At 70.6% G+C, this 19,036-nt stretch carries 17 protein-coding genes; 11 read left to right on the top strand and 6 right to left on the bottom strand.

All coding sequences use genetic code 11. The features are described 5' to 3' along the window. The first annotated feature begins 3 nt into the window (after nt 1-3). From JMJ55_RS13250 to JMJ55_RS13240, 3 genes are read left to right on the top strand one after another with little or no spacing between them, the layout of a single operon-like run. Complete coding sequence (locus tag JMJ55_RS13250; RefSeq protein ID WP_202826014.1) at nt 4-1,155, top strand: ATP phosphoribosyltransferase regulatory subunit; 1,152 nt, start codon at nt 4-6, stop codon at nt 1,153-1,155. After that, the gene (locus JMJ55_RS13245) at nt 1,155-2,444 is read left to right on the top strand and encodes an adenylosuccinate synthase (RefSeq protein ID WP_202826013.1); all 1,290 of its coding nucleotides are present in this window, start codon (nt 1,155-1,157) and stop codon (nt 2,442-2,444) included. The genes JMJ55_RS13250 and JMJ55_RS13245 overlap by 1 nt, the downstream gene beginning before the upstream one ends. Further along, nucleotides 2,441-2,740 (top strand): contact-dependent growth inhibition system immunity protein, encoded by a 300-nt coding sequence (locus tag JMJ55_RS13240; protein ID WP_202826085.1) that lies wholly within the window; start codon nt 2,441-2,443, stop codon nt 2,738-2,740. Before JMJ55_RS13245 ends, JMJ55_RS13240 begins: the two co-directional genes overlap by 4 nt. Here JMJ55_RS13240 and JMJ55_RS13235 read toward each other — a convergent pair. Both JMJ55_RS13235 and JMJ55_RS13230 read right to left on the bottom strand, forming a co-directional pair. After that, a complete protein-coding gene (locus JMJ55_RS13235) occupies nt 2,737-3,774 on the bottom strand; it encodes a lipase family protein (protein ID WP_202826012.1) in 1,038 nt (345 codons plus the stop codon). The genes JMJ55_RS13240 and JMJ55_RS13235 overlap by 4 nt on opposite strands. Before the next feature lie 242 nt (nt 3,775-4,016). After that, complete coding sequence (locus tag JMJ55_RS13230) at nt 4,017-5,651, bottom strand: peptide chain release factor 3 (RefSeq protein ID WP_202826011.1); 1,635 nt, start codon at nt 5,649-5,651, stop codon at nt 4,017-4,019. Nucleotides 5,652-5,773: 122 nt separating this feature from the next. Here JMJ55_RS13230 and JMJ55_RS13225 point away from each other — a divergent pair, with 122 nt between their 5' ends. Genes JMJ55_RS13225 through cofC form a run of 5 tightly spaced genes read left to right on the top strand, consistent with a single transcriptional unit; the run spans nt 5,774 to nt 9,939 of the window. Further along, nucleotides 5,774-6,628, top strand: coding sequence for a TIGR03620 family F420-dependent LLM class oxidoreductase (locus JMJ55_RS13225; protein WP_202826010.1), 855 nt, complete (start codon nt 5,774-5,776; stop codon nt 6,626-6,628). A 13-nt stretch (nt 6,629-6,641) separates the two neighbouring features. Continuing rightward, nucleotides 6,642-7,646, top strand: a complete 1,005-nt coding sequence (gene fgd / locus JMJ55_RS13220) for a glucose-6-phosphate dehydrogenase (coenzyme-F420) (RefSeq protein ID WP_202826009.1) — start codon at nt 6,642-6,644, stop codon at nt 7,644-7,646. A gap of 3 nt (nt 7,647-7,649) precedes the next feature. Continuing rightward, a complete protein-coding gene (gene cofE / locus JMJ55_RS13215) occupies nt 7,650-8,387 on the top strand; it encodes a coenzyme F420-0:L-glutamate ligase (protein WP_328702624.1) in 738 nt (245 codons plus the stop codon). Then, nucleotides 8,384-9,292, top strand: coding sequence for a 2-phospho-L-lactate transferase (cofD, locus tag JMJ55_RS13210; protein WP_202826008.1), 909 nt, complete (start codon nt 8,384-8,386; stop codon nt 9,290-9,292). Before cofE ends, cofD begins: the two co-directional genes overlap by 4 nt. Beyond that, entirely contained in the window at nt 9,289-9,939 is a 651-nt protein-coding gene (gene cofC / locus JMJ55_RS13205; protein WP_202826007.1) for a 2-phospho-L-lactate guanylyltransferase, read from the top strand. The genes cofD and cofC overlap by 4 nt, the downstream gene beginning before the upstream one ends. On the opposite strand, the gene JMJ55_RS13200 is transcribed toward cofC, so the two are convergent. Further along, nucleotides 9,926-10,918 carry a Bug family tripartite tricarboxylate transporter substrate binding protein gene (locus tag JMJ55_RS13200; protein WP_202826006.1) on the bottom strand — a complete coding sequence of 331 codons (993 nt, stop codon included), beginning with the start codon at nt 10,916-10,918 and terminating at the stop codon, nt 9,926-9,928. The two genes, cofC and JMJ55_RS13200, sit on opposite strands and share 14 nt — an antisense overlap. 66 nt (nt 10,919-10,984) lie before the next feature. Further along, nucleotides 10,985-13,330: a 5-amino-6-(D-ribitylamino)uracil--L-tyrosine 4-hydroxyphenyl transferase CofH gene (gene cofH / locus JMJ55_RS13195; RefSeq protein ID WP_202826005.1), complete on the bottom strand. Its 2,346-nt coding sequence runs from the start codon at nt 13,328-13,330 to the stop codon at nt 10,985-10,987. A 91-nt stretch (nt 13,331-13,421) separates the two neighbouring features. On the opposite strand from cofH, the gene JMJ55_RS13190 reads away from it, so the two are divergent. Together JMJ55_RS13190 and JMJ55_RS13185 are read left to right on the top strand one after the other, a co-directional pair. Then, nucleotides 13,422-14,372: an LLM class F420-dependent oxidoreductase gene (locus JMJ55_RS13190; protein WP_202826004.1), complete on the top strand. Its 951-nt coding sequence runs from the start codon at nt 13,422-13,424 to the stop codon at nt 14,370-14,372. 5 nt (nt 14,373-14,377) lie between these two features. Then, nucleotides 14,378-15,415 carry an LLM class F420-dependent oxidoreductase gene (locus tag JMJ55_RS13185; RefSeq protein ID WP_202826003.1) on the top strand — a complete coding sequence of 346 codons (1,038 nt, stop codon included), beginning with the start codon at nt 14,378-14,380 and terminating at the stop codon, nt 15,413-15,415. On the opposite strand, the gene JMJ55_RS13180 is transcribed toward JMJ55_RS13185, so the two are convergent. Further along, nucleotides 15,416-16,267: an LLM class F420-dependent oxidoreductase gene (locus tag JMJ55_RS13180; protein ID WP_202826002.1), complete on the bottom strand. Its 852-nt coding sequence runs from the start codon at nt 16,265-16,267 to the stop codon at nt 15,416-15,418. Between the two features lie 20 nt (nt 16,268-16,287). Then, nucleotides 16,288-17,595: an LLM class flavin-dependent oxidoreductase gene (locus JMJ55_RS13175; RefSeq protein WP_202826001.1), complete on the bottom strand. Its 1,308-nt coding sequence runs from the start codon at nt 17,593-17,595 to the stop codon at nt 16,288-16,290. A gap of 98 nt (nt 17,596-17,693) precedes the next feature. Here JMJ55_RS13175 and JMJ55_RS13170 point away from each other — a divergent pair, with 98 nt between their 5' ends. Continuing rightward, entirely contained in the window at nt 17,694-19,031 is a 1,338-nt protein-coding gene (locus JMJ55_RS13170; protein WP_202826000.1) for an LLM class flavin-dependent oxidoreductase, read from the top strand. Nucleotides 19,032-19,036 lie beyond the last annotated feature (5 nt).

The following is a 19,036-nucleotide window of genomic DNA, read 5'->3' as shown; positions in this document are numbered from 1 at the left end:
CGCATGACCGACGACGCGCCCAATCCCGCCCTCTTGCCCGCCGGGCTGATGGACCTTCTCCCCCCCGAGGCGGAGCGGGAGGCGGCGCTGGTCGAGACGCTGATGGCCGCCTTCGCCGGTCATGGCTATGAGCGGGTGAAGCCGCCCCTGCTGGAATTCGAGGACAGCCTCCTCGCCGGCTCCGGCGCCGCGGTCGCCGAGCAGACCTTCCGGCTGATGGACCCGGTCAGCCAGCGGATGATGGGGCTGCGCGCCGACACCACGCCGCAGGTCGCCCGCATCGCCGCGACCCGGCTCGGCCAGCAGGCCCGGCCGCTGCGCCTCTGCTATGCCGGCCAGGTGCTCCGTGTGCGGGGGACCCAGCTCGCCCCCGAGCGCCAGCTGCCGCAAGCCGGGATCGAGCTGATCGGCAGCGATGCCGCGGAAGCGGATGCGGAAGTGGCACTGGTCGCGGCCGAGGCCCTGGCGCGGGCCGGCGTCCCCGCCGTCTCGCTCGACATCACCCTGCCCACCATGGCGCCGACCCTGCTGGAGGCGGCCGGCGTGCCGCCCGTGCTCCGCCAGCGCCTGGCCCGGGCGCTGGACCGCAAGGATGCGGCCGCAGTCGGGGAGCTGGCCGCCCAGGCCGGGCCGCTTGCCGCCGCCCTGCCGCCGCTGCTCGCCGCTGCCGGCCCGGCCGATGGGGCGCTGGCGGCGCTGGCCGCGGCCGACCTGCCGCCGGCGGCGCGGGCCATCGCCGATAATGCGGCGGCCGTCCTCGCCGCCATAAGGGCGCGGGAGCCGGGGCTGCGCCTGACCCTCGACCCGGTCGAGTTCCGCGGCTTCCGCTACCATGTCGGCGTCGCCTTCACCCTCTATGGCCCCGGCGCGACCGGCGAGCTGGCGCGTGGCGGCCGCTATGTCTCGGCCAATGACGAGCCGGCGACGGGGATGAGCCTCTACCCGGATGCGGTGCTGCGCGCCGCCCGCCCGGCGCCGGCCCGGCCACGCCTCTTCCTGCCTCTCGGCACCCCGCCTGCCGCCGCCGCGGCCTTGCGGGATGGGGGCTTCGCCACGGTGGCCGCGCTCGGCCCCGGCGACAGCCCTGCCGCGCTGCGCTGCACGCATGTCCTGCGCGACGGCGCCGCCACGCCTTTCAGCAAGGACGACGTGTAATGGCCAATGTCGCGGTGATCGGCGCCCAATGGGGCGACGAGGGCAAGGGCAAGGTGGTGGACTGGCTGGCGAGCCGGGCCGATATCGTCGTGCGCTTCCAGGGCGGCCATAATGCCGGCCACACCCTCGTCGTCGGCGACCAGACCTACAAGCTTTCGCTGCTGCCCTCGGGCGTGGTGCGTGGCAAGCTCGGCATCATCGGCAATGGCGTGGTGCTCGACCCGCAGGCGCTGCTGGACGAGATCGCCAAGGTTACCGCCCAGGGCCTGTCGGTGACGCCGGAGAATCTCCGCATCGCCGAGAACACGCCGCTGATCCTCCCGCTGCACCCGGCGCTCGACAAGGCGCGCGAGGCGGCGCGGGGCGAGGACAAGATCGGCACCACCGGGCGCGGCATCGGCCCGGCCTATGAGGACAAGGTCGGCCGCCGCTCCATCCGCCTGTGTGATCTGGCGGAACCGGCGACGCTCTCGGCCAAGCTCGACGAGCTGCTGCTGCACCACAACAGCCTGCTGCGCGGGCTCGGCGCCCAGACCTTCGAGAAGCAGGCGTTGCTGGACGGGCTGCTGGCCCTGGCGCCGCGGCTGCTACCTTTCTCCGAAGCGGTGTGGGAGCGGCTGGATGCGACGCGGCACAACGGCCAGCGCGTGCTCTTCGAGGGCGCGCAGGCGGTCATGCTCGATGTCGACCACGGCACCTACCCCTATGTCACCAGCAGCAACACCGTCGCCGGCAATGCCGCGGCGGGGGCGGGCATCGGGCCGGATGCCATCGGCATGGTGCTCGGCATCGCCAAGGCCTACACGACGCGCGTCGGCAGCGGTCCCTTCCCGACGGAGCTGCAGGACGAGATCGGCCGGGGCCTCGGCGAGCGCGGCCGCGAATTCGGCACGGTGACGGGCCGCCCGCGCCGCTGCGGCTGGTTCGATGCCTGCATGGTGCGCCAGGCGGTGAAGACCGGCGGCATCCAGGGCCTCGCGCTCACCAAGCTCGACGTGCTCGACGGGCTGGAGGAGCTGAAGATCTGCACGGGCTACACGATTGGTGGCGAGAGCTACCGTCGCCTGCCCTCCGCCGCCGGTGCGCAGGCCGCGGCGCGGCCAATCTATGAGGTGCTGGAGGGCTGGACCAGTTCCACCCGCGGCGCCCGGTCCTATGCCGACCTGCCGGCGGCGGCGGTGAAGTATGTCCGCCGCATCGAGGAGCTGGTCGAGGCGCCGGTGGTGCTGCTCAGCACCAGCCCGGACCGCGACGACACGATCACGCTGCGCGATCCCTTCGCGGGATAGCAGCGCTGTCGGCGCTCTATCCGCATCTGGCCGGCTTCGTCCAGGCCTGGTTCCACCAGGATTGCGACCTGGACGGCGATGACGCGGCAATCATGGCCGAGGCCCGGCGGGCCATGTCGGCGGCGGAGCGTGCGGCCCTCGCCGCCGATCTCCGCCGCTTCCTCGCCGATCATCCGGGCAGCCTCGCCGATGCCGCCTTCCTGCGGCATCTGGAGCCGGATATCGACCCATCGGCCAACGGCCAGTCCACGGCCGCATGGCTGAGGGAGATATTGCGGCTGCTGGAGGTCCCCTAGATCAGGTGCAGGTCGTGGCCCAGCGCGGCCAGCCCGTCCCGCACGCCGGTGAAGGCATCGTTCAGCCCGGCATGGATGTCGCTCTGCACATCCTGCCGCCAGCCATCCAGCAGCGAGCGGATCACCTGCGGGTCGCCGCCATCGCTGTCATAGATGCTGCGCAGCGCGAGCAGCTGCGGGTCGCTCACCCCCGTCTCCGGCACCACCAGCTCCGGCTCCGGCGAGGCGGCCGCGGCGGCGACGCTGCTCGCATAGAGCTCCGGCGCATGCTGCCCGGCATCCAGCTGGGTGAGGCCCGCGATATCCGCCGCCGGCGAGAGATCACCGCTCTGCCCCGGCAGCAGCACGATATCGCCGCGGTTCTCGTAGTTCACGGTCAGGCTGCCGAGCGTCGCCAGCGCCTGGTCATGGGTCAGGCCGGGGAATTCCTGCGCCGCCTTGTCGGCCGCGAGATTCGCCAGCGTCGGATCGGACCGCAACACCGCGCCGATCTCCGCCCGATGCGCGCCGAGCGCCACGGCCGGATCATCGGCGATGACGAAATTGGTGATCCGCGCATCCGCCCCCGCCGGCAGGATCGCGCCCGGTGAGCCGAAGGTCACGGCATCATAGCTCACGCCCGCCTGGTCGGGATGCGTCGCCATGAATTGCTGCGCGAGCGACCCGCCGAGGCTGTGGCCGGTGACCACGACCTGGTCGTAGCGCCCGCTCGCCGCCGCCTGGTCCACCGCCTGGATCAGCGAGGCGAAATGCGGATAGTCGGCATTGATGTTCTGCAGGTCGTTCAGGCTGTCCACCTGATCGTCGCTGCCGCGGAAGGCGATGACCAGGGTCTGGTGGCCATCCACCACGCCCTCCGTCACCAGCGCCGCCGAATTGGCATTCTGGTAGAGGCCGCCTGCAAAGCTTTCGCCGGCGCCGAGGGTGACGGGCAGGCTGGTCACGGGCGTGAAGCCGGCCGGCAGCGCGACCGGGGCATTGGCATAGGCGTCGAGCGAAAGCTGCGCGAGCGCAGCATCTGTCGCTGTCGTCACAAGGTCTCTCCTGCGGTTCGGCCACCCGGCATAGCGGGGGCGAATGGCCCGGCATGGCCGGGCTTGGCCGCCTCATCCGGGTCCTGCCCGGTGCGGCCTTCGCAGGGAGAACACGCAGCCCGCGGCGCGGGTTCCGTTCGCTAGACTGCTTTCACCTGTGCTGCGCAAGTGAAAGCAGTCTAGCTTTTTGTCCGGTCGCATTTTCCGAGTCGTCCGGCGGACACGCCGGACTTGAAAATGCTCTATCGCTTCGCTGCTTCGAGCCCGTGCTGCTCGCGCACCGCATGGAAGCGCAGCATCGGCCATTCCTCCTCGGCCCGCTTGCGCCGCCAGTCGGAGCCGAAGAAGGCAACGAGCTGGCCGTCATGATCCTCGCCGGCGTCGCGCCGGTTGGTGGTGGCGAAACGGTCGAGCGCGGCGCGATCCTCACCGGTGACCCAACGCATCATCTGCCACATCGTGTCGTCGAAGCCGGCCGGCACGCCATATTCGACCTTCAACCGGCTCTGCAGCACATCGAGCTGAAGCTGGCCGACCACGCCGACGACGGGGTTCGAGCCGTCCAGCGGGCGGAAGAGCTGCACCACGCCTTCCTCGGCAAGCTGCGCGAGCGCCGTCTTCAGCTTCTTCGCCAGCATCGGATCTTCCAGGCGCACATGGCGCAGGATCTCCGGCGCGAAGCTCGGGACGCCCCGGAAGTTGATCGCCTCGCCCTCGGTCAGCGTGTCGCCGATGCGCAAGGTGCCGTGATTGGCGACGCCGACGACATCGCCCGGCCAGGCCTCCTCGGCCACCTGCCGGTCCTTGGCGAAGAAGAAGAGCGGCGCGTTGACCGGCACCTGCTTGCCGGTGCGGACCTGCTTCAGCCGCATCCCCTTCACCAGCCGCCCGGAGCAGAGCCGGACGAAGGCGACGCGGTCGCGGTGGTTCGGGTCCATATTGGCCTGGACCTTGAAGACGAAGCCGGTCAGCGCCGGCTCCCCGGGCTCGACCGGCCGGGCATCGGCGGCGCGGCTCTGCGGCGGCGGGGCGTAGCGGGCGAGGCCGTCCAGCAGGTGGCCGATGCCGAAATCGCGCAGCGCGCTGCCGAAGAAGACCGGGGTGAGGGTCCCCTGGCGGAAGGCCTCCAGGTCGAATTCCGGACAGGCCGCCTCGGCGAGCCCGACCTCCTCGGCCAGGGCCGCGGCCCGCTCCGCGCCGACCAGCTCGGCCAGTTTCGGGTCGTCCGGGCCGGAGAGCGCAACGGCCGACCGGTCATCCGCATCGACGGGGAGGAAATGGCGCGCCAGCATGTCCCAGGTGCCGGCGAACTCGCTCGCCCGGCCGACCGGCCAGGCGACCGGGGCGGCGTCCAGCGCCAGCGTCTTCTCGATCTCGTCGATCAGCTCGAAGGGGTCCCGCGCCTCGCGGTCCATCTTGTTAACGAAGGTGATGATCGGGATGTCGCGCAGGCGGCAGACCTCGAACAGCTTGCGGGTCTGCGCCTCGATGCCCTTGGCGGCGTCCAGCACCATCACCGCGGCATCGACGGCGGTCAGGGTCCGGTAGGTGTCCTCGGAGAAGTCCTCGTGGCCCGGCGTATCCAGCAGGTTGAAGATCAACCCGCCGCGCTCGAAGGTCATCACGGAGGTCGCGACCGAGATGCCGCGATCCTGTTCGATCTTCATCCAGTCCGACCGGGTGCGGCGGGCATTGCCCTTGGCCCGCACGGCGCCGGCGAGCTGGATGGCGCCGCCGCGCAGCAGCAGCTTTTCCGTCAGCGTCGTCTTGCCGGCATCGGGGTGGGCGATGATGGCGAAAGTGCGCCGGCGCCCCGCCTCGGCCGAAACCTGGTTCGGCGCCGTGGCGGAGAGCTCGGCCGGGGTCAGGGCGTCCACGGGCGGGTCTCTTGTGTTCTGGGGTTCGTCGCCCCTGATCTAGGGGGCCTTGGCCCATAAGGCCAGAGCCAGTGGACAGGCTGCCCGCCCGGCGCAATCCTGCCGGCCAGAAGGAGTAGGCCATGGAGCTCGGACGCCTCGGGGTCTGGTATTCGACCGACAAGCTGGATGGTCCCGGCCTCATGGCCCTCGCCCGCCGGGTGGAGGGGCTCGGCTATGGCACGCTCTGGTATCCGGAATCGCGTGGCTACGAGTCCTTCTCGCTGGCGGCGCATCTGCTCGCCTCCACCACGCGGCTCCGGGTCGGCAGCTCCATCGCCAATATCTATGCCCGCGACGCCTTCACCGCCCGGCGTGGCCTGGCGACGCTGAACGCGCTGCACTGCGGCCGCTTCATCCTCGGCCTCGGCGTCAGCCATATCCCGATGGTGGAGGGGGTGCGCGGCCATCGCTACGACAAGCCGGTGCCAGCCATGCGCACCTATCTGGATGGGATCCAGGCCGATACGCAGGAGGACTGGCCGGTCCTGCTGGCCGCGCTCGGGCCGAAGATGCTGGAGCTGGCGGCGAAGCGCAGCCATGGCGCCGTGCCCTACAACGTCACGCCGGAGCACACCGCCCAGGCCGCCGCCATCCTCGGCCCCGGCAAGGTGCTGGCCGTCGAGCAGAAGGTCTGCGTGGAGACCGACAAGTCCAAGGCCCGCGCCCTCGGCCGGGCCGAGCTGGCGCGGTATATGACGCTGCCGAATTATGTGAACAACTGGCTGCGCCTCGGCTTCACCGAGGAGGAGCTGAAGGATGGCGGCAACGACCGCTTCATCGATGCGATGGTGCTCTCGGGCGACGCCGCGACCGTGAAGGCCGGGCTGCAGCGGCACTTCGCGGCCGGCGCCACGCATCTCGCCATCCAGCCCGTCCATGCCCAGGGCGATGTTGCCGCGCGCGACGCCATGCTGGCGGCGCTGGCCGATCTTTAGGGGAACCACGCCCATGCTGACGCTCGGCTACAAGGCCTCGGCGGAACAATTCGCGCCGGCGAAGCTGCTGGAATTCGGCATCCTCGCCGAGGAAGTGGGCTTCGATTCCTGCTTCATCTCGGACCATTTCCAGCCCTGGAAGCATACCGACGGCCATGCGCCGAACTCGCTGGTCTGGCTCGGCGCGCTGGGGGCGCGGACGCAGCGGCTGGTGATGGGCACCTCCGTGCTGACGCCGACCTTCCGCTACCACCCCTCCATCGTTGCCCAGGCCTTCGGCACGCTGGGCTCGATGTATCCCGGCCGCGTCATCCTCGGCATCGGCACGGGCGAGGGGCTGAACGAGGTGCCCTCCACCGGCGCGCCCTGGCCGGAATTCAAGGAACGCTTCGCCCGCATGCGTGAGGCGGTGCAGCTGATGCGGAAGCTCTGGTCGGAGGAGCGCGTCACCTTCGAGGGCCAGTACTACAAAACCGACAAGGCGACGATCTACGACCGGCCCGGGACGATGATCCCGATCTACGTCGCCGCCGCCGGGGCGCTGGTGGCGAAGTATGCCGGCCGCGCCGGCGACGGCTTCATCTGCACCAGCGGCAAGAAGCGGGAACTCTATACCGAGACGCTGCTGCCGAACCTCGCCGCCGGGCTGGAAGCCGCCGGCACGCCGAAGCCGGACTACGACCGGATGATCGAGGTGAAGGTCTCCTTCGACACCGACAAGCAGCGCGCGCTGGAGGATACCCGCCACTGGGCCGCGCTCGCCCTCTCGCCCGAGGAGAAGATGTCGGTCGAGGACCCGGCGGAGATGGAGCGCCTGGCCGATGCCCTGCCGCTGGAGCGCGCCGCCAGCCGCTGGATCGTCTCCAATGACGCCGAGGAGCATGTCGAGCGCATCGGCGAGTATGTGGCGCTCGGCTTCAACCACCTCGTCTTCCACGCGCCGGGGCCGGACCAAGCACGCTTTCTGAAACTCTATGGGGAGCAGGTGCTGCCCCTGCTCCGCCGCCGCTTCGGCTGAACCGTGCAACGGTTGGAACTGCATGCGCTGCCCGGTCTGCCGATGGTCCGGGCCGGCGACGATCTCGCCGCGCTGATCGAAGCCAGTCTCGCCCGCGCCGGCCTCGTGCTGCGCGGGGATGATGTGCTGGTGCTGGCGCAGAAGATCGTCAGCAAGGCGGAGGGCCGCAGCGTCGCCCTCGCCTCCGTCACGCCTTCGCCGGAAGCGGAAGAACTGGCGGCGCGGGTGCAGAAGGATCCGCGTTTCGTCGAGCTGGTGCTGTCCGAGAGCCAGCGTGTGGTGCGGGCGCGGCCGGGGCTGCTGATCGTGCAGCACCGGCTCGGCTTCGTCATGGCGAATGCCGGCATCGACCAGTCGAATCTCGGCCAGGAAGGCCATGCCCTGCTGCTGCCGCGCGACCCGGACGGCACCGCCGCCGCGCTCGCCGCGCGCTTCGGCTGCCCTGTCATCATCACCGACAGCTTCGGCCGCGCCTGGCGGCGCGGCACGGTCGGTGTGGCGATCGGCGCCGCCGGCCTGCCCGCACTCTGGGACCTGCGCGGGCGGCCCGACCTGTTCGGCCGCAGCCTGCAGGTCAGCATCAGCGGCTTCGCCGATGAGATCGCCGCCGCCGCCTCCCTCCTGCAAGGCCAGGGCGCCGAGGCGCAGCCCGTCGTGCTGGTGCGCGGCCTCACCTGGGACGCGCCGCCCAACCCCGCCGCCGAACTGGTGCGGCCCGAATCCGAGGACCTGTTCCGATGATCATCGCGCTCTCGGGCGGCATCGGTGGCGCCAAGCTGGCGCTCGGCCTCAGCCACGTCCTCCCCCCGGAGGAGCTGCTGATCCTCGCCAATACCGGCGACGACTTCGAGCATCTCGGGCTCAGTATCTCGCCCGATATCGACACGCTGACCTATGCGCTGGCCGGGCTCGACAATCAGGAACTCGGCTGGGGCCGGCGTGACGAGACCTGGTCCTTCATGGAGACGCTGGCCAGCATCGGCGGCGAGACCTGGTTCCGCCTCGGCGACCGCGACCTCGCACTCCATGTTGAGCGCACGCGGCGGCTGCGGGCGGGCGAGACGCTCAGCGCCGTCACCGCCGATATCGCCCGCCGCCTCGGCATCGGCCCGCGCATCCTGCCGATGAGCGACGACCCGGTCCGCACCCGCCTCCTGAGCGATGACGGCTGGCTCGACCTCCAGCACTGGTTCGTCCGCGAGCAGACCCGCCCGGCGGTGCGCGCCGTCGAATTCGCCGGTGCCGAGACGGCACGCCCGAACCCGGCGCTGCTGGCGGCACTGGGCGCCCGGCCGCGGGCGGTGGTGATCTGCCCCTCCAACCCCTTCATCAGCATCGGGCCGATCCTGGCCGTGCCCGGCCTGCGCGAGGCCATCGCGGGTTGCGGCGCCCCGGTCATCGCCGTCTCGCCGATCATCGCCGGACAGGCGGTGAAGGGCCCGACCGCGCGCATGTTCGAACAGGCCGGCATCGTCCCGAGCGCCGCCGCCGTCGCCGCCCGCTATGCCGACCTGCTGACCCATTACGTGATGGAGCCGGACGACGACGCCACCGGCATCGAGGCCCGCATCATCCGCGCCCCGACCCTGATGCGCAGCCTCGAGGACAAGATCGCCCTCGCGCGCGTGGTGCTGGACGCCGCATGATCTGGGCGGTCCTGCCGGTGAAGGAGCTGGAGGGGGCGAAGCAGCGCCTTTCCCCCGCTCTGACGCCGGCGCAGCGCGTGGCGCTGATGCAGGTGATGATCGGCGAGGTGCTGGCGGCGCTGACGGCCGCGCGCGGCCTGGCCGGCGTCGCGCTGGTGACGCTTGATCCCTGGGCCACCGATCTCGCCCGGCGCAGCGGCGCCCGGGTGCTGAACGATGGCGCGCGGGATGGCCATACCGGCAGCGTCACCGCCGCCGCGCGCCGGCTGGCCGCCGAGGGCGCCAGCGGCATCATCACGCTGCCGGGCGACATCCCGGCCGTGACCGCGGCCGAGATCGAGGCGGTGCTCGCCGCCCATAGCGCGGCGCCCGCCTTCACCATCGCGCCGGCGCATGACGAGCAGGGCTCCAACGCCGTCCTGCTCTCGCCGCCGCTCGCCGTGCCGCTCCGCTTCGGGGAGGACAGCTACTTCCCGCATCTCGCGGCCGCCCGCGCCGCCGGCATCGCGCCGCGGATCGTGCCGCTGCCGGGGATCGGGATGGATATCGACCATCCCGCCGACCTCGCCGCCTTCGCCCGCCTGCCCGAGGCCGCGGGCACGCGGACGCTCGCCTTCCTGCGCGAGGGTGGCCTTATTCCATCGTAGCGCCGGAAGCTTCCACCAGCCCCTGCCACACCTTCTCCTGCTCGCGCATATAGGCGCCATAGGCCGCCGGCGACTCATCGGCGATGGGCGCGAAGCCGATCGGCTCCATCTTCTGGCGGAAGGCCTCGCCCCGCACCACCTGCACCAGCGCCCGGTGCAGGGTGGCGATGCGGTCCTCCGGCGTGCCGGCCGGGGCGTTGATCGCGTACCAGCTCTGCATGTCGATATTCGCGTTCGGCAGCAGTTCCTTCATCGAGGGCACCTCGCGCAGTTCCGGCACATAGGTGATGCGCTCGGCGCTGCCGACGGCCAGCGGGCGGAAGGCGCCTTCACGGATATTGGCGATCGCGGCCGGGATCACGTCGAACATCATGTCGATATTGCCGGCCAGCAGGTCCTGGAAGGCCGGCCCGCCGCCGCGATAGGGCACATGGGTGATGTCGACGCCGGCGGCGCGCTTCACCGATTCGATGGTCAGGTGGCTGACGGTCCCGGTGCCGGAGGAGCCCATGGTGAGCTTGCCGGGATCCTTCTTCGCCGCCGCCATCAGCTCTTGGAAGGTCTTGTAGGGGCTCTTGCCATTGACGATCAGCACCACCGTGCCGGTCGTCACCCGCGTCACCGGCGCCAGGTCCCGCATGGGGTCGAGCGGCATCGACTTCCGGAACAGGAATTTATTGGCGCAGAGGATGTTGGCCGAGCCGAGCAGCAGCGAATAGCCATCCTTCTCCGCCTTGGCGACCGCATCGGCGCCCAGGTTGCCGCCGGCCCCGCCGCGATTGTCCACGACGACATTCTGCTTCAGCACCGGCTGCAACTGCTCGGCCAGCAGCCGCCCGGTCAGGTCCACCGCCCCGCCCGGGGCGAAGGGCACGACGATCCGGAGCGACCGGTCCGGGAAGCCGCCGGACTGGGCCCGGGCGGCGAGGGCGGGCAGGCTGAGGGCGGCGGCTTGCAGCAGCAGGCGGCGATTCGGCATGGGGATTCTCCGGCAGGTTTTCCGCCCCCATAACGCGCAACCGCCGAAAAGGCGATCCGCCGGGATTCAGCCCCTGGCGGGTTCCCGCCGTCGCGGCGCCGTCTGCACCACCGGCGTCAGCTCCCCGGCTTCGAAGGCTGCCCGCCGCCGCTCCTCCGGCACCGCGCCATAGAGGGTGGTCCGCTGCGCCGGCTGCCGGCCGATGGAGCGGATCAGCGCCTCCATCGCCTCGGGCGGGAATTCCTGCCCATGCTGCGTGCCGGCGGCGCGGCTGATGCTTTCGTTCATCAGCGTGCCGCCCAGGTCGTTGGCCCCGGCCTGGAGGGCCATCGCCGCCCCGGCCGGGCCCATCTTCACCCAGCTGGTCTGGATATTGGGAATCAGCGGGTGCAGGGCCAGCCGGGCGACGCTGTGCATCAGCATCGCCTCGCGGAAGGTGGGGCCCCGCCGCGCCTGGCCCTTGAGGAACATCGGCGCCTCCATGGCGACGAAGGGAAGGGGGACGAATTCCGTGAAGCCCCCCGTCTCCGCCTGCAGGTCGCGCAGCGCCAGCAGGTGCCGCGCCCAGTTCACCGAGGCCTCGACATGGCCGAACATGATCGTCGCGGTGGTCCGCAGCCCGAGCCCATGCGCCGCCCGCGCCACCGCCAGCCATTCCGCGGTGTTCACCTTGTCCGGGCAGATGATGGCGCGGATCTCGTCATCCAGGATCTCCGCCGCCGTCCCCGGCAGCGTGCCGAGCCCCGCCGCCTTCAGCCGCGCCAGGTAGTCGGACAGCGAGAGCCCGAGCGTCGCCGCCCCCTGCGTCACCTCGAGCGGCGAGAAGGCGTGGATATGCATCTCCGGCAGCACTTCGCGGATCGCCGTGCAGATGGCCGCATAGGTCTCGCCGGTATAGTCCGGATGGATGCCGCCTTGGAGGCAGACTTCGGTCGCGCCGCGGTCCCAGGCCTCCACCGCGCGGCGAACGATCTCGCCATGGTCGAGGTCATAGGCCGGCCCGCGCAGCGCCTCATGCGTGCGGCCCTTGCTGAAGGCGCAGAAGCGGCAGCGATAGGTGCAGATATTGGTGTAGTTGATGTTGCGGTTGACGACATAGCGCACCGTCCCGCCCGAGACCTCGGCCCGCAGCGCATCCGCCGCCGCCGTCACATGGGCGAAATCCGCATCGCGCGCGGCAAACAGCCGCATGAGCGCGGGCGGGTCCAGCCGCTCGCCGGCCGTGGCGCGGGCCACGTCGCGCGAGAGGGCCGCATCGGGCCCTGCGAGGCGCGGTGCCGGCAGGCGCGGCGGCGTCACCTCGCCCGGCGACCAGCGATCCTCGCGCGCCCAGCCCTCCGCATCGCTCGCCTGGCGCAGCCGGGGCGCGATGGCGGGCGCGATCCAGGTCTCGGCCGCGCGCACATAGGCGGGATAGGCCGGCAGCCGCTGCACCAGGACCTTGCCGGCCGCCGCCGTGCGCGCCGCCAGCGTCTCGATCTCCGGCCAGGGCGCCTCCGGGTTCACATGGTCGATCGTCACCGGCGAGACGCCGCCCCAGTCGTTCAGCCCCGCCGCCACCAGCCGCTGATAGACGCCGGGCGAGAGGTTGGGCGGCGCCTGGATATTCGCCTCGGGCCCGAGCAGGATGCGCGCCACGGCGATGGTCCAGAGCAGGTCCTCGAGATCGGGCTCCTCCGCCCCGGCCAGCTTGGTTCCGGTCTTGGCCCGGAAATTCTGGATGATGACTTCCTGGATATGCCCATGCTCGGCATGCAGATCGGCGATGGCCTGCAGGGCCTCCAGCCGCTCCGCCCGCGTCTCGCCGATGCCGATCAGGATGCCGGTGGTGAAGGGCACGCGCAGCTCGCCGGCGAGGCGCAGCACCTCCAGCCGCGCCGCCGGATCCTTGTCCGGGCTGCCGTGATGCACGCCGCCGGGCGCGCAGAGCCGCGCGCTGGTGCTTTCCAGCATGATGCCCTGGCTGGCCGTCACCTCGCGCAGCGCGGCGATCTCGTCGCGCGTCATCACGCCGGGATTGGCATGCGGCAGCAGGCCGGTTTCCTTCAGCACCAGGCCGCACATGGCGACGAGGTAGTCGATGGTGCTGGCATAGCCGAGCTCGGCCAGCGCCTCCCGCGCCGCGCGCCAGCGCAGCTCCGGCTTGTCGCCCAGGGTGAAGAGCGCCTCGGTGCAGCCGGCCGCGGCCCCGGCGCGGGCGATGGCCAGCACCTCCTCCGGCGAGAGATAGGGGTTGCGCCCGGCGCGGGGCACCTCGGCGAAGGTGCAGTAGTGGCAGACATCGCGGCAGAGCCTGGTCAGCGGAATGAAGACCTTCCGCGAATAGGACATCAGCCGCCCATGCCCTGCATCGCGCAGCGCTGCCGCCTCCGCCATCAGCGCCGCAAGCGGCCGGTTCAGAAGCGCATCCATCCCGTCACCCTTGCCCGTCCTCCGGGGTGGCCGCATCCTGTGGCAGAGCCCGGCGGGACGCAATGCGCTGACGGGAGGAGGAGACGGAAGCATGCAGATCGGCTTCAACATGCCGAGCGGCGGCCCCCTGGCCACCCCGGAGGCGATGACCCGCCTGGCCCAGGGCGGCGAGGCACTTGGTTTCGGCTACGCCACCTTCAGCGACCATGTGGTGATCCCGAAGGATATCCAGGCCAAGTATCCCTATACCGATACCGGCGAATTTCCCGCCAGCAGCCGCGGCGAGCGGCATGAGCAGCTGACCCAGGTGATGTTCGCCGCGGCGAAGACCGAGCGCCTGCGCCTCGTCACCTCCGTCATGGTGGTGCCGCACCGGCCAGCGCTGCTAACGGCGAAGATCCTCTCGACCATCGACTATCTCTCCGGCGGCCGCCTCACGGTCGGGATCGGCGCGGGCTGGCTGCGCGAGGAATTCGAGGCCCTGCAGGCGCCCGATTTCGCCGCCCGCGGCAAGGTGACGGACGAATATATCCTCGCCGCCCGCGAGCTCTGGACCAAGGAGGAGCCGCGCTTCGAGGGCGAGTTCGTCCGCTTCGCCGAGATCGGCTTCGCCCCGAAGCCGGTGCAGAACCCGGTACCGATCTGGGTCGGCGGCGAGAGCGGCCCGGCGCTGCGCCGCGCCGCCCGGCTCGGCGATGGCTGGTACCCGATCGGCACCAACCCCTCCTTCCCGCTCGACAGCCTGCCCCGCTACCGGGCTGCGATCGAGAAGCTGCACGGCCTGGTGCGGGCCGCGGGACGGAACCCGAAGGGCGTCGCGCTGGCCTACCGGGTGCAGAAATACGGCCCCGATGTTCCGGCCAAGGCCGGGGATGGCGAACGCCGCCTCTTCTCCGGCGCGCCGGCCGAGATCGCGGAGGATCTGCGGGCGCTGAAAGCCCTCGGCGTCGCCGGCGTCGACCTCACCTTCCCCGGCGAGACGGCGGAGCAGGCGCTCGGCGCCATGCGCGCCTTCCGCGACGACATCCTCTCGAAGGTCTGACCGCGATGAAGCTCGGCATCACCATCGGCATGATCCGCGGCGCCAGGCCGCAGCTGGAGATCGACCTCGTGCTGGAGGCCGAACGGCTCGGCTTCGATGCGGTCTGGTGCGGCGAATCCTATGGCACGGATGCGGTGACACCCATCGCCTGGGTGCTTGCCCGCACCAGCCGCATCAAGGCCGGCACCGGCATCATGCAGATGCCCGCCCGCACGCCGACCTGCGCGGCGATGACGGCGATGACGCTCCAGGCGCTGTCCGGCAACCGCTTCCTTTGCGGCATCGGTCCCTCCGGCCCGCAGGTGGTCGAGGGATGGCACGGCCAGCCCAATGGCAAGCCGCTCGGCCGCACGCGGGAATATGTCGAGATCATCCGCGCCATCCTCGCCCGCGAGAAGCCTCTCGAGCATGAGGGCGAGCACTACCAGATCCCTTACAAGGGGCCCGGCGCCACCGGCCTCGGCAAGCCGCTGCGCAGCATCATCCATGGCGACCCTTCGCTGCCCATCTACACCGCCTCCATCACCCCGGGCGGCATGCGCCTCTCGGGCGAGATCGCCGAGGGCAACCTGCCGATCTTCATGTCGCCCGAAGCCGCCGATGCGGTGGTGGGCCCGACGCTGGAAGGCATGGCGAAATCCGGCCGCAGCCTCCAGGGCTATGACATTGCGCCCTATACGAAGATCCGCCTCGGCGACGATCTCCAGGCCTGCCGCGATGCGGTGAAGCCGGAACTCGCGCTCTATATCGGCGGCATGGGGGCGAGGGGGAAGAATTTCTACAACGACTACTGCAAGCGCCTCGGCTATCCGGATGCGGCGGTGAAGGTCCAGGACGCCTTTCTCGACGGCCGCAAGGCGGAGGCGGCGGCCGCCGTACCCGACAAGCTGGTGGACGAGATCGCGCTGGTCGGCCCCGCCGACCGCATCCGCGGCCGGTTGCAGGACTGGAAGGCGGTGGCGAAGGAGGGGACGGTCGGCACCGTCGTCCTCACCGGCGCCACGCCGGAGGCGCTGCGCGTCGCCGCTGAGGCTGTATTGTAGTCAGGCGACGAGCCGCGCCAGATCCGCCCAGCGATCCAGCTCCGGCAGGATCGCGTCGCGCTTGGCGGCGGCGAGGCTGACGACGACGCGGTCCACGCCGAGGTCGCGATCCGCCAGCAGCGCATCGCGGTCCTCCTTCGCGCCCCAGATGGTGATCGGCAGGTCGGAGAGCGGCCGCCCGGACTCCTCCACCATCTGCCGGAACTGCGGCACCAGCGCCGCGACATCGGCATAGTGCTGGCGCACCCGGTGCGGCATCCAGCCATTGCCGTAGCGGATCGCCCGCTTCGCGCCCCAGGGGAAGGCGCCGCCGACGATGATCGGCGGGTGGGGTTTCTGCACCGGCTTCGGCCAGGTCATCATCGGCGCGAAATCGACGAACTCGCCGTGGTACTCCGGCTTCGACTGGGTCCAGATCGCCTGCATCGCCTCGATCCGTTCCCGTGCCAGCTTGTGCCGCGTGGCGAAGGCGGTGCCGTGATTCTCGATCTCCTCCTGGTTCCAGCCATTGCCGACGCCGAAGAGGAAGCGCCCGCCCGAGATCTGGTCGAGCGAGGCGACGGATTTCGCCGTCTGGATCGGGTCCCGCTGCACCACCAGGCAGATGCCGGTGCCGAGCAGCAGGGTGCGCGATGCCATGGCCGCCGCGGTCAGCGTCACGAAGGGGTCCATGACGTCATAGTACTGCTTCGGCAGCTCGCCGCCGCTCGGATGCGACACCCGGCGGACCAGCGGGATATGCGAATGCTCCGGTGCCCAGAGGCTCTCGAAGCCGCGCTCCTCCAGCGCTCGCGCCAGCTCGTCGGGCGCCATGGAATAGTCGGTGAAGAACATCGCCGCGCCGAGTTTCATGGCATTCCCTCCCGGAGGGCTCAATCGAACAGCCGGCTCCGCGGCCGCGCAAGCCCCAGATGTTCGCGCAGTGTCGTCCCCGAATATTCCCGGCGGAACAGTCCTCGCTCCTGCAGGATCGGCACCACCAGATCGACGAAATCGGCGAAGCCGCCCGGGAAATAGGGCGGCAGGATGTTGAAGCCGTCGCAGGCCTCGGCCTCGAACCATTCCTGCAGGGTGTCGGCGATGCTCTCCGGTGCGCCGCAGATCACCCAATGCCCGCGCGCCGCGCCGGTGAGGTTGAAGAGGTCCCGCCAGGTCATCCTCTCCCGCCGCGCCTTGGCCAGCATCACGCGGGCGAAGCCATGGGAGCTGTCGGGCAGCGGCAGGTCCGGCACCAGCGCATCCAGCGGGAAGCCCGAGACATCCATCCCGAGGCGGGAGGAGAGCATCGCCAGCGCATTGTCGGTATTGACGAAGCTCTGCAGCAGGTTGAGCCGCGCCCGGGCCTCCGCCTCGGTGCGTCCCACCACCGGCATCACGCCCGGCAGCACGGCCAGCGTCGCCGGATCGCGGCCGAAACCGGGCATGCGCGACTTCAGCGCGACATAGCCGGCCCGCGCCTCCTCCATATCCTGCACCACGGCGAAGACGACATCGGCGGTGCGGGCCGCCAGTGCCAGGCCGGGTGCGGAGGAGCCGGCCTGGAGGATGATCGGCTGGCCCTGCGGCGTGCGGCTGGTCGGCAGCGGGCCCTTCACGCGGAAGAAGCGGCCTTCATGGTTCAGCGGCCTCACCTTGGCCGGGTCGATATAGCGCCCCGTCGCATGGTCGCGGATGACGGCGCCATCGTCCCAGCAATCCCAGAGCCCCCGCACCACATCGACGAATTCCTCGGCGACCTCGTAGCGGGCGTCGTGCTCGGGATGGATGCGGCCGAAATTATCGGCGGCCTTGCCGCCGGAACTGGTCACCGCATTCCAGGCCGCCCGTCCGCCGCTGAGGTGATCCAGCGAGGCGAAGGCCCGCGCCACGTTGTAGGGCTCGTTATAGGTGGTGGAGGCGGTGGCCCCGAGCCCGACATGGGTGGTGGTCGCGGCCAGCGCCGCCAGCATGGTCAGCGGCTCGAACCGGGCGGCGAAGGAGGGATGCATCCCCGGCTCGCTCGCCAGGTTGTCGCCGAGGAAGATGAGGTCGAACCGCCCCCGTTCCGCGATCCGCGCGATCTCCTGCACCACGGAGAGATCCTCGAAGCTCTGCGCCGCGCCTGGGTAGCGCCAGCCGGCGATGTGGTTGCCGGTGCCGAGGACGAAGACCCCGAGATGCATCTGGCGGCGCTGGTTCATGCGGCTTCGGCTCCTGGCTGCTCAGGCCGGGTCAGCAAATTCCGTGCCCCTCGGCACGCGGCTTGCATCGCAGCGCCGCCGGAGCAGGAGGTTGCAGCATGCGCCAGATGGGGCTCGGCGTCTCGGCCATCGGCATGGGCTACCATATTGCCGCCTGGCGTCACCCGGATGCCTCGCCGGGCGGCAATATGGAACTGTCGCATGCCGTCCGCAGCATCCAGGCGGCGGAGCGCGGCCTGTTCGACATGTATTTCCTCGCCGATGGCGTCGGCATCCGCATGTATGACGAACCACCCGGCGCGCTCTCCCGCTCCTCGAAGAACGTCCAGTTCGAGCCGCTGACCCTGCTCTCGGCGCTGGCGATGGTGACGACGCGGATCGGCCTGATCGCCACCGCATCGACCACCTGGAACGAGCCCTATCACATTGCCCGCAAATTCGCCTCGCTCGACCATATCAGCGGCGGCAGGGCGGGCTGGAACGTCGTCACCAGCGTCACCGCGCAGGAAGCCCGCAATTTCGGCCATGAGGCCGCGCCCGACTATGCCGACCGTTACGACCGCGCCGCCGAATTCCTCGATGTGGTCCGCGGCCTTTGGGGCAGTTGGGAGGATGATGCCTTCCTCCGCGACAAGGCCTCGGGGATCAATTTCGACCCCGCCAAGCTGCATGTGCTGAACCACAAGGGCCGGCACTTCACCGTCGCCGGCCCGCTGAACGTCGCCCGCACCCCACAGGGCGCCCCGGTCATCGTCCAGGCCGGCGCCTCCGATCAGGGACGGGAGATGGCGGCGGCCAGCGCCGATGTCGTCTATGCCGCCGCCCAGACGCTGGAGGAAGCGCGCGCCTATTACGCCGACGTCAAGGGACGCATGGCGAAATATGGCCGTCGGCCGGACTCGCTGAAGATCATGCCCGGCCTCATGGCCATCCCCGGCCGCACCCGGCAGGAAGCCCATGATCGCTACGAGATCCTGCAGGAGCTGATCCACCCCATCGTCGGGCTGTCCGCCATCGCCGGCTCGCTCGGCGACCTCTCGGCCCATCCGCTCGACGGGCCGGTGCCGGAGCCGGTCAATCCGCGGATGCTGAGCCGGGCGAAGATCCTGCTCGACATGGCGCGGCGCGACGACCTCACGATCCGCCAGCTCTATCTGGCGATCGCCGGCGGCAATGGCCATCGCACCGTCATCGGCACGCCCGCCGATATCGCCGATGCGATGGAGGAGTGGTTCACCGGCGGCGGCGCCGATGGCTTCAACATCCTGCCGCCCTGGCTGCCCGGTGGGCTTGAGGAAGTGGTGGACCAGGTGGTGCCGGAGCTCCAGCGCCGCGGCCTGTTCCGCACCGCCTATGAGGGCAGGACGCTCCGCGACCTGCTCGGCGCCGACCCCGCCCCGAACCGCCACGTCACCGCCCGCGCCGCCGCCGAATAAGGGAG

Origin of the sequence: Belnapia mucosa, from assembly GCF_016775475.1 — a bacterium.
In the GTDB taxonomy this organism is placed as follows: domain Bacteria; phylum Pseudomonadota; class Alphaproteobacteria; order Acetobacterales; family Acetobacteraceae; genus Belnapia; species Belnapia mucosa.
Note: the sequence above shows the minus strand (reverse complement) of the source record. Positions and strands in the feature narration are given on the sequence as shown.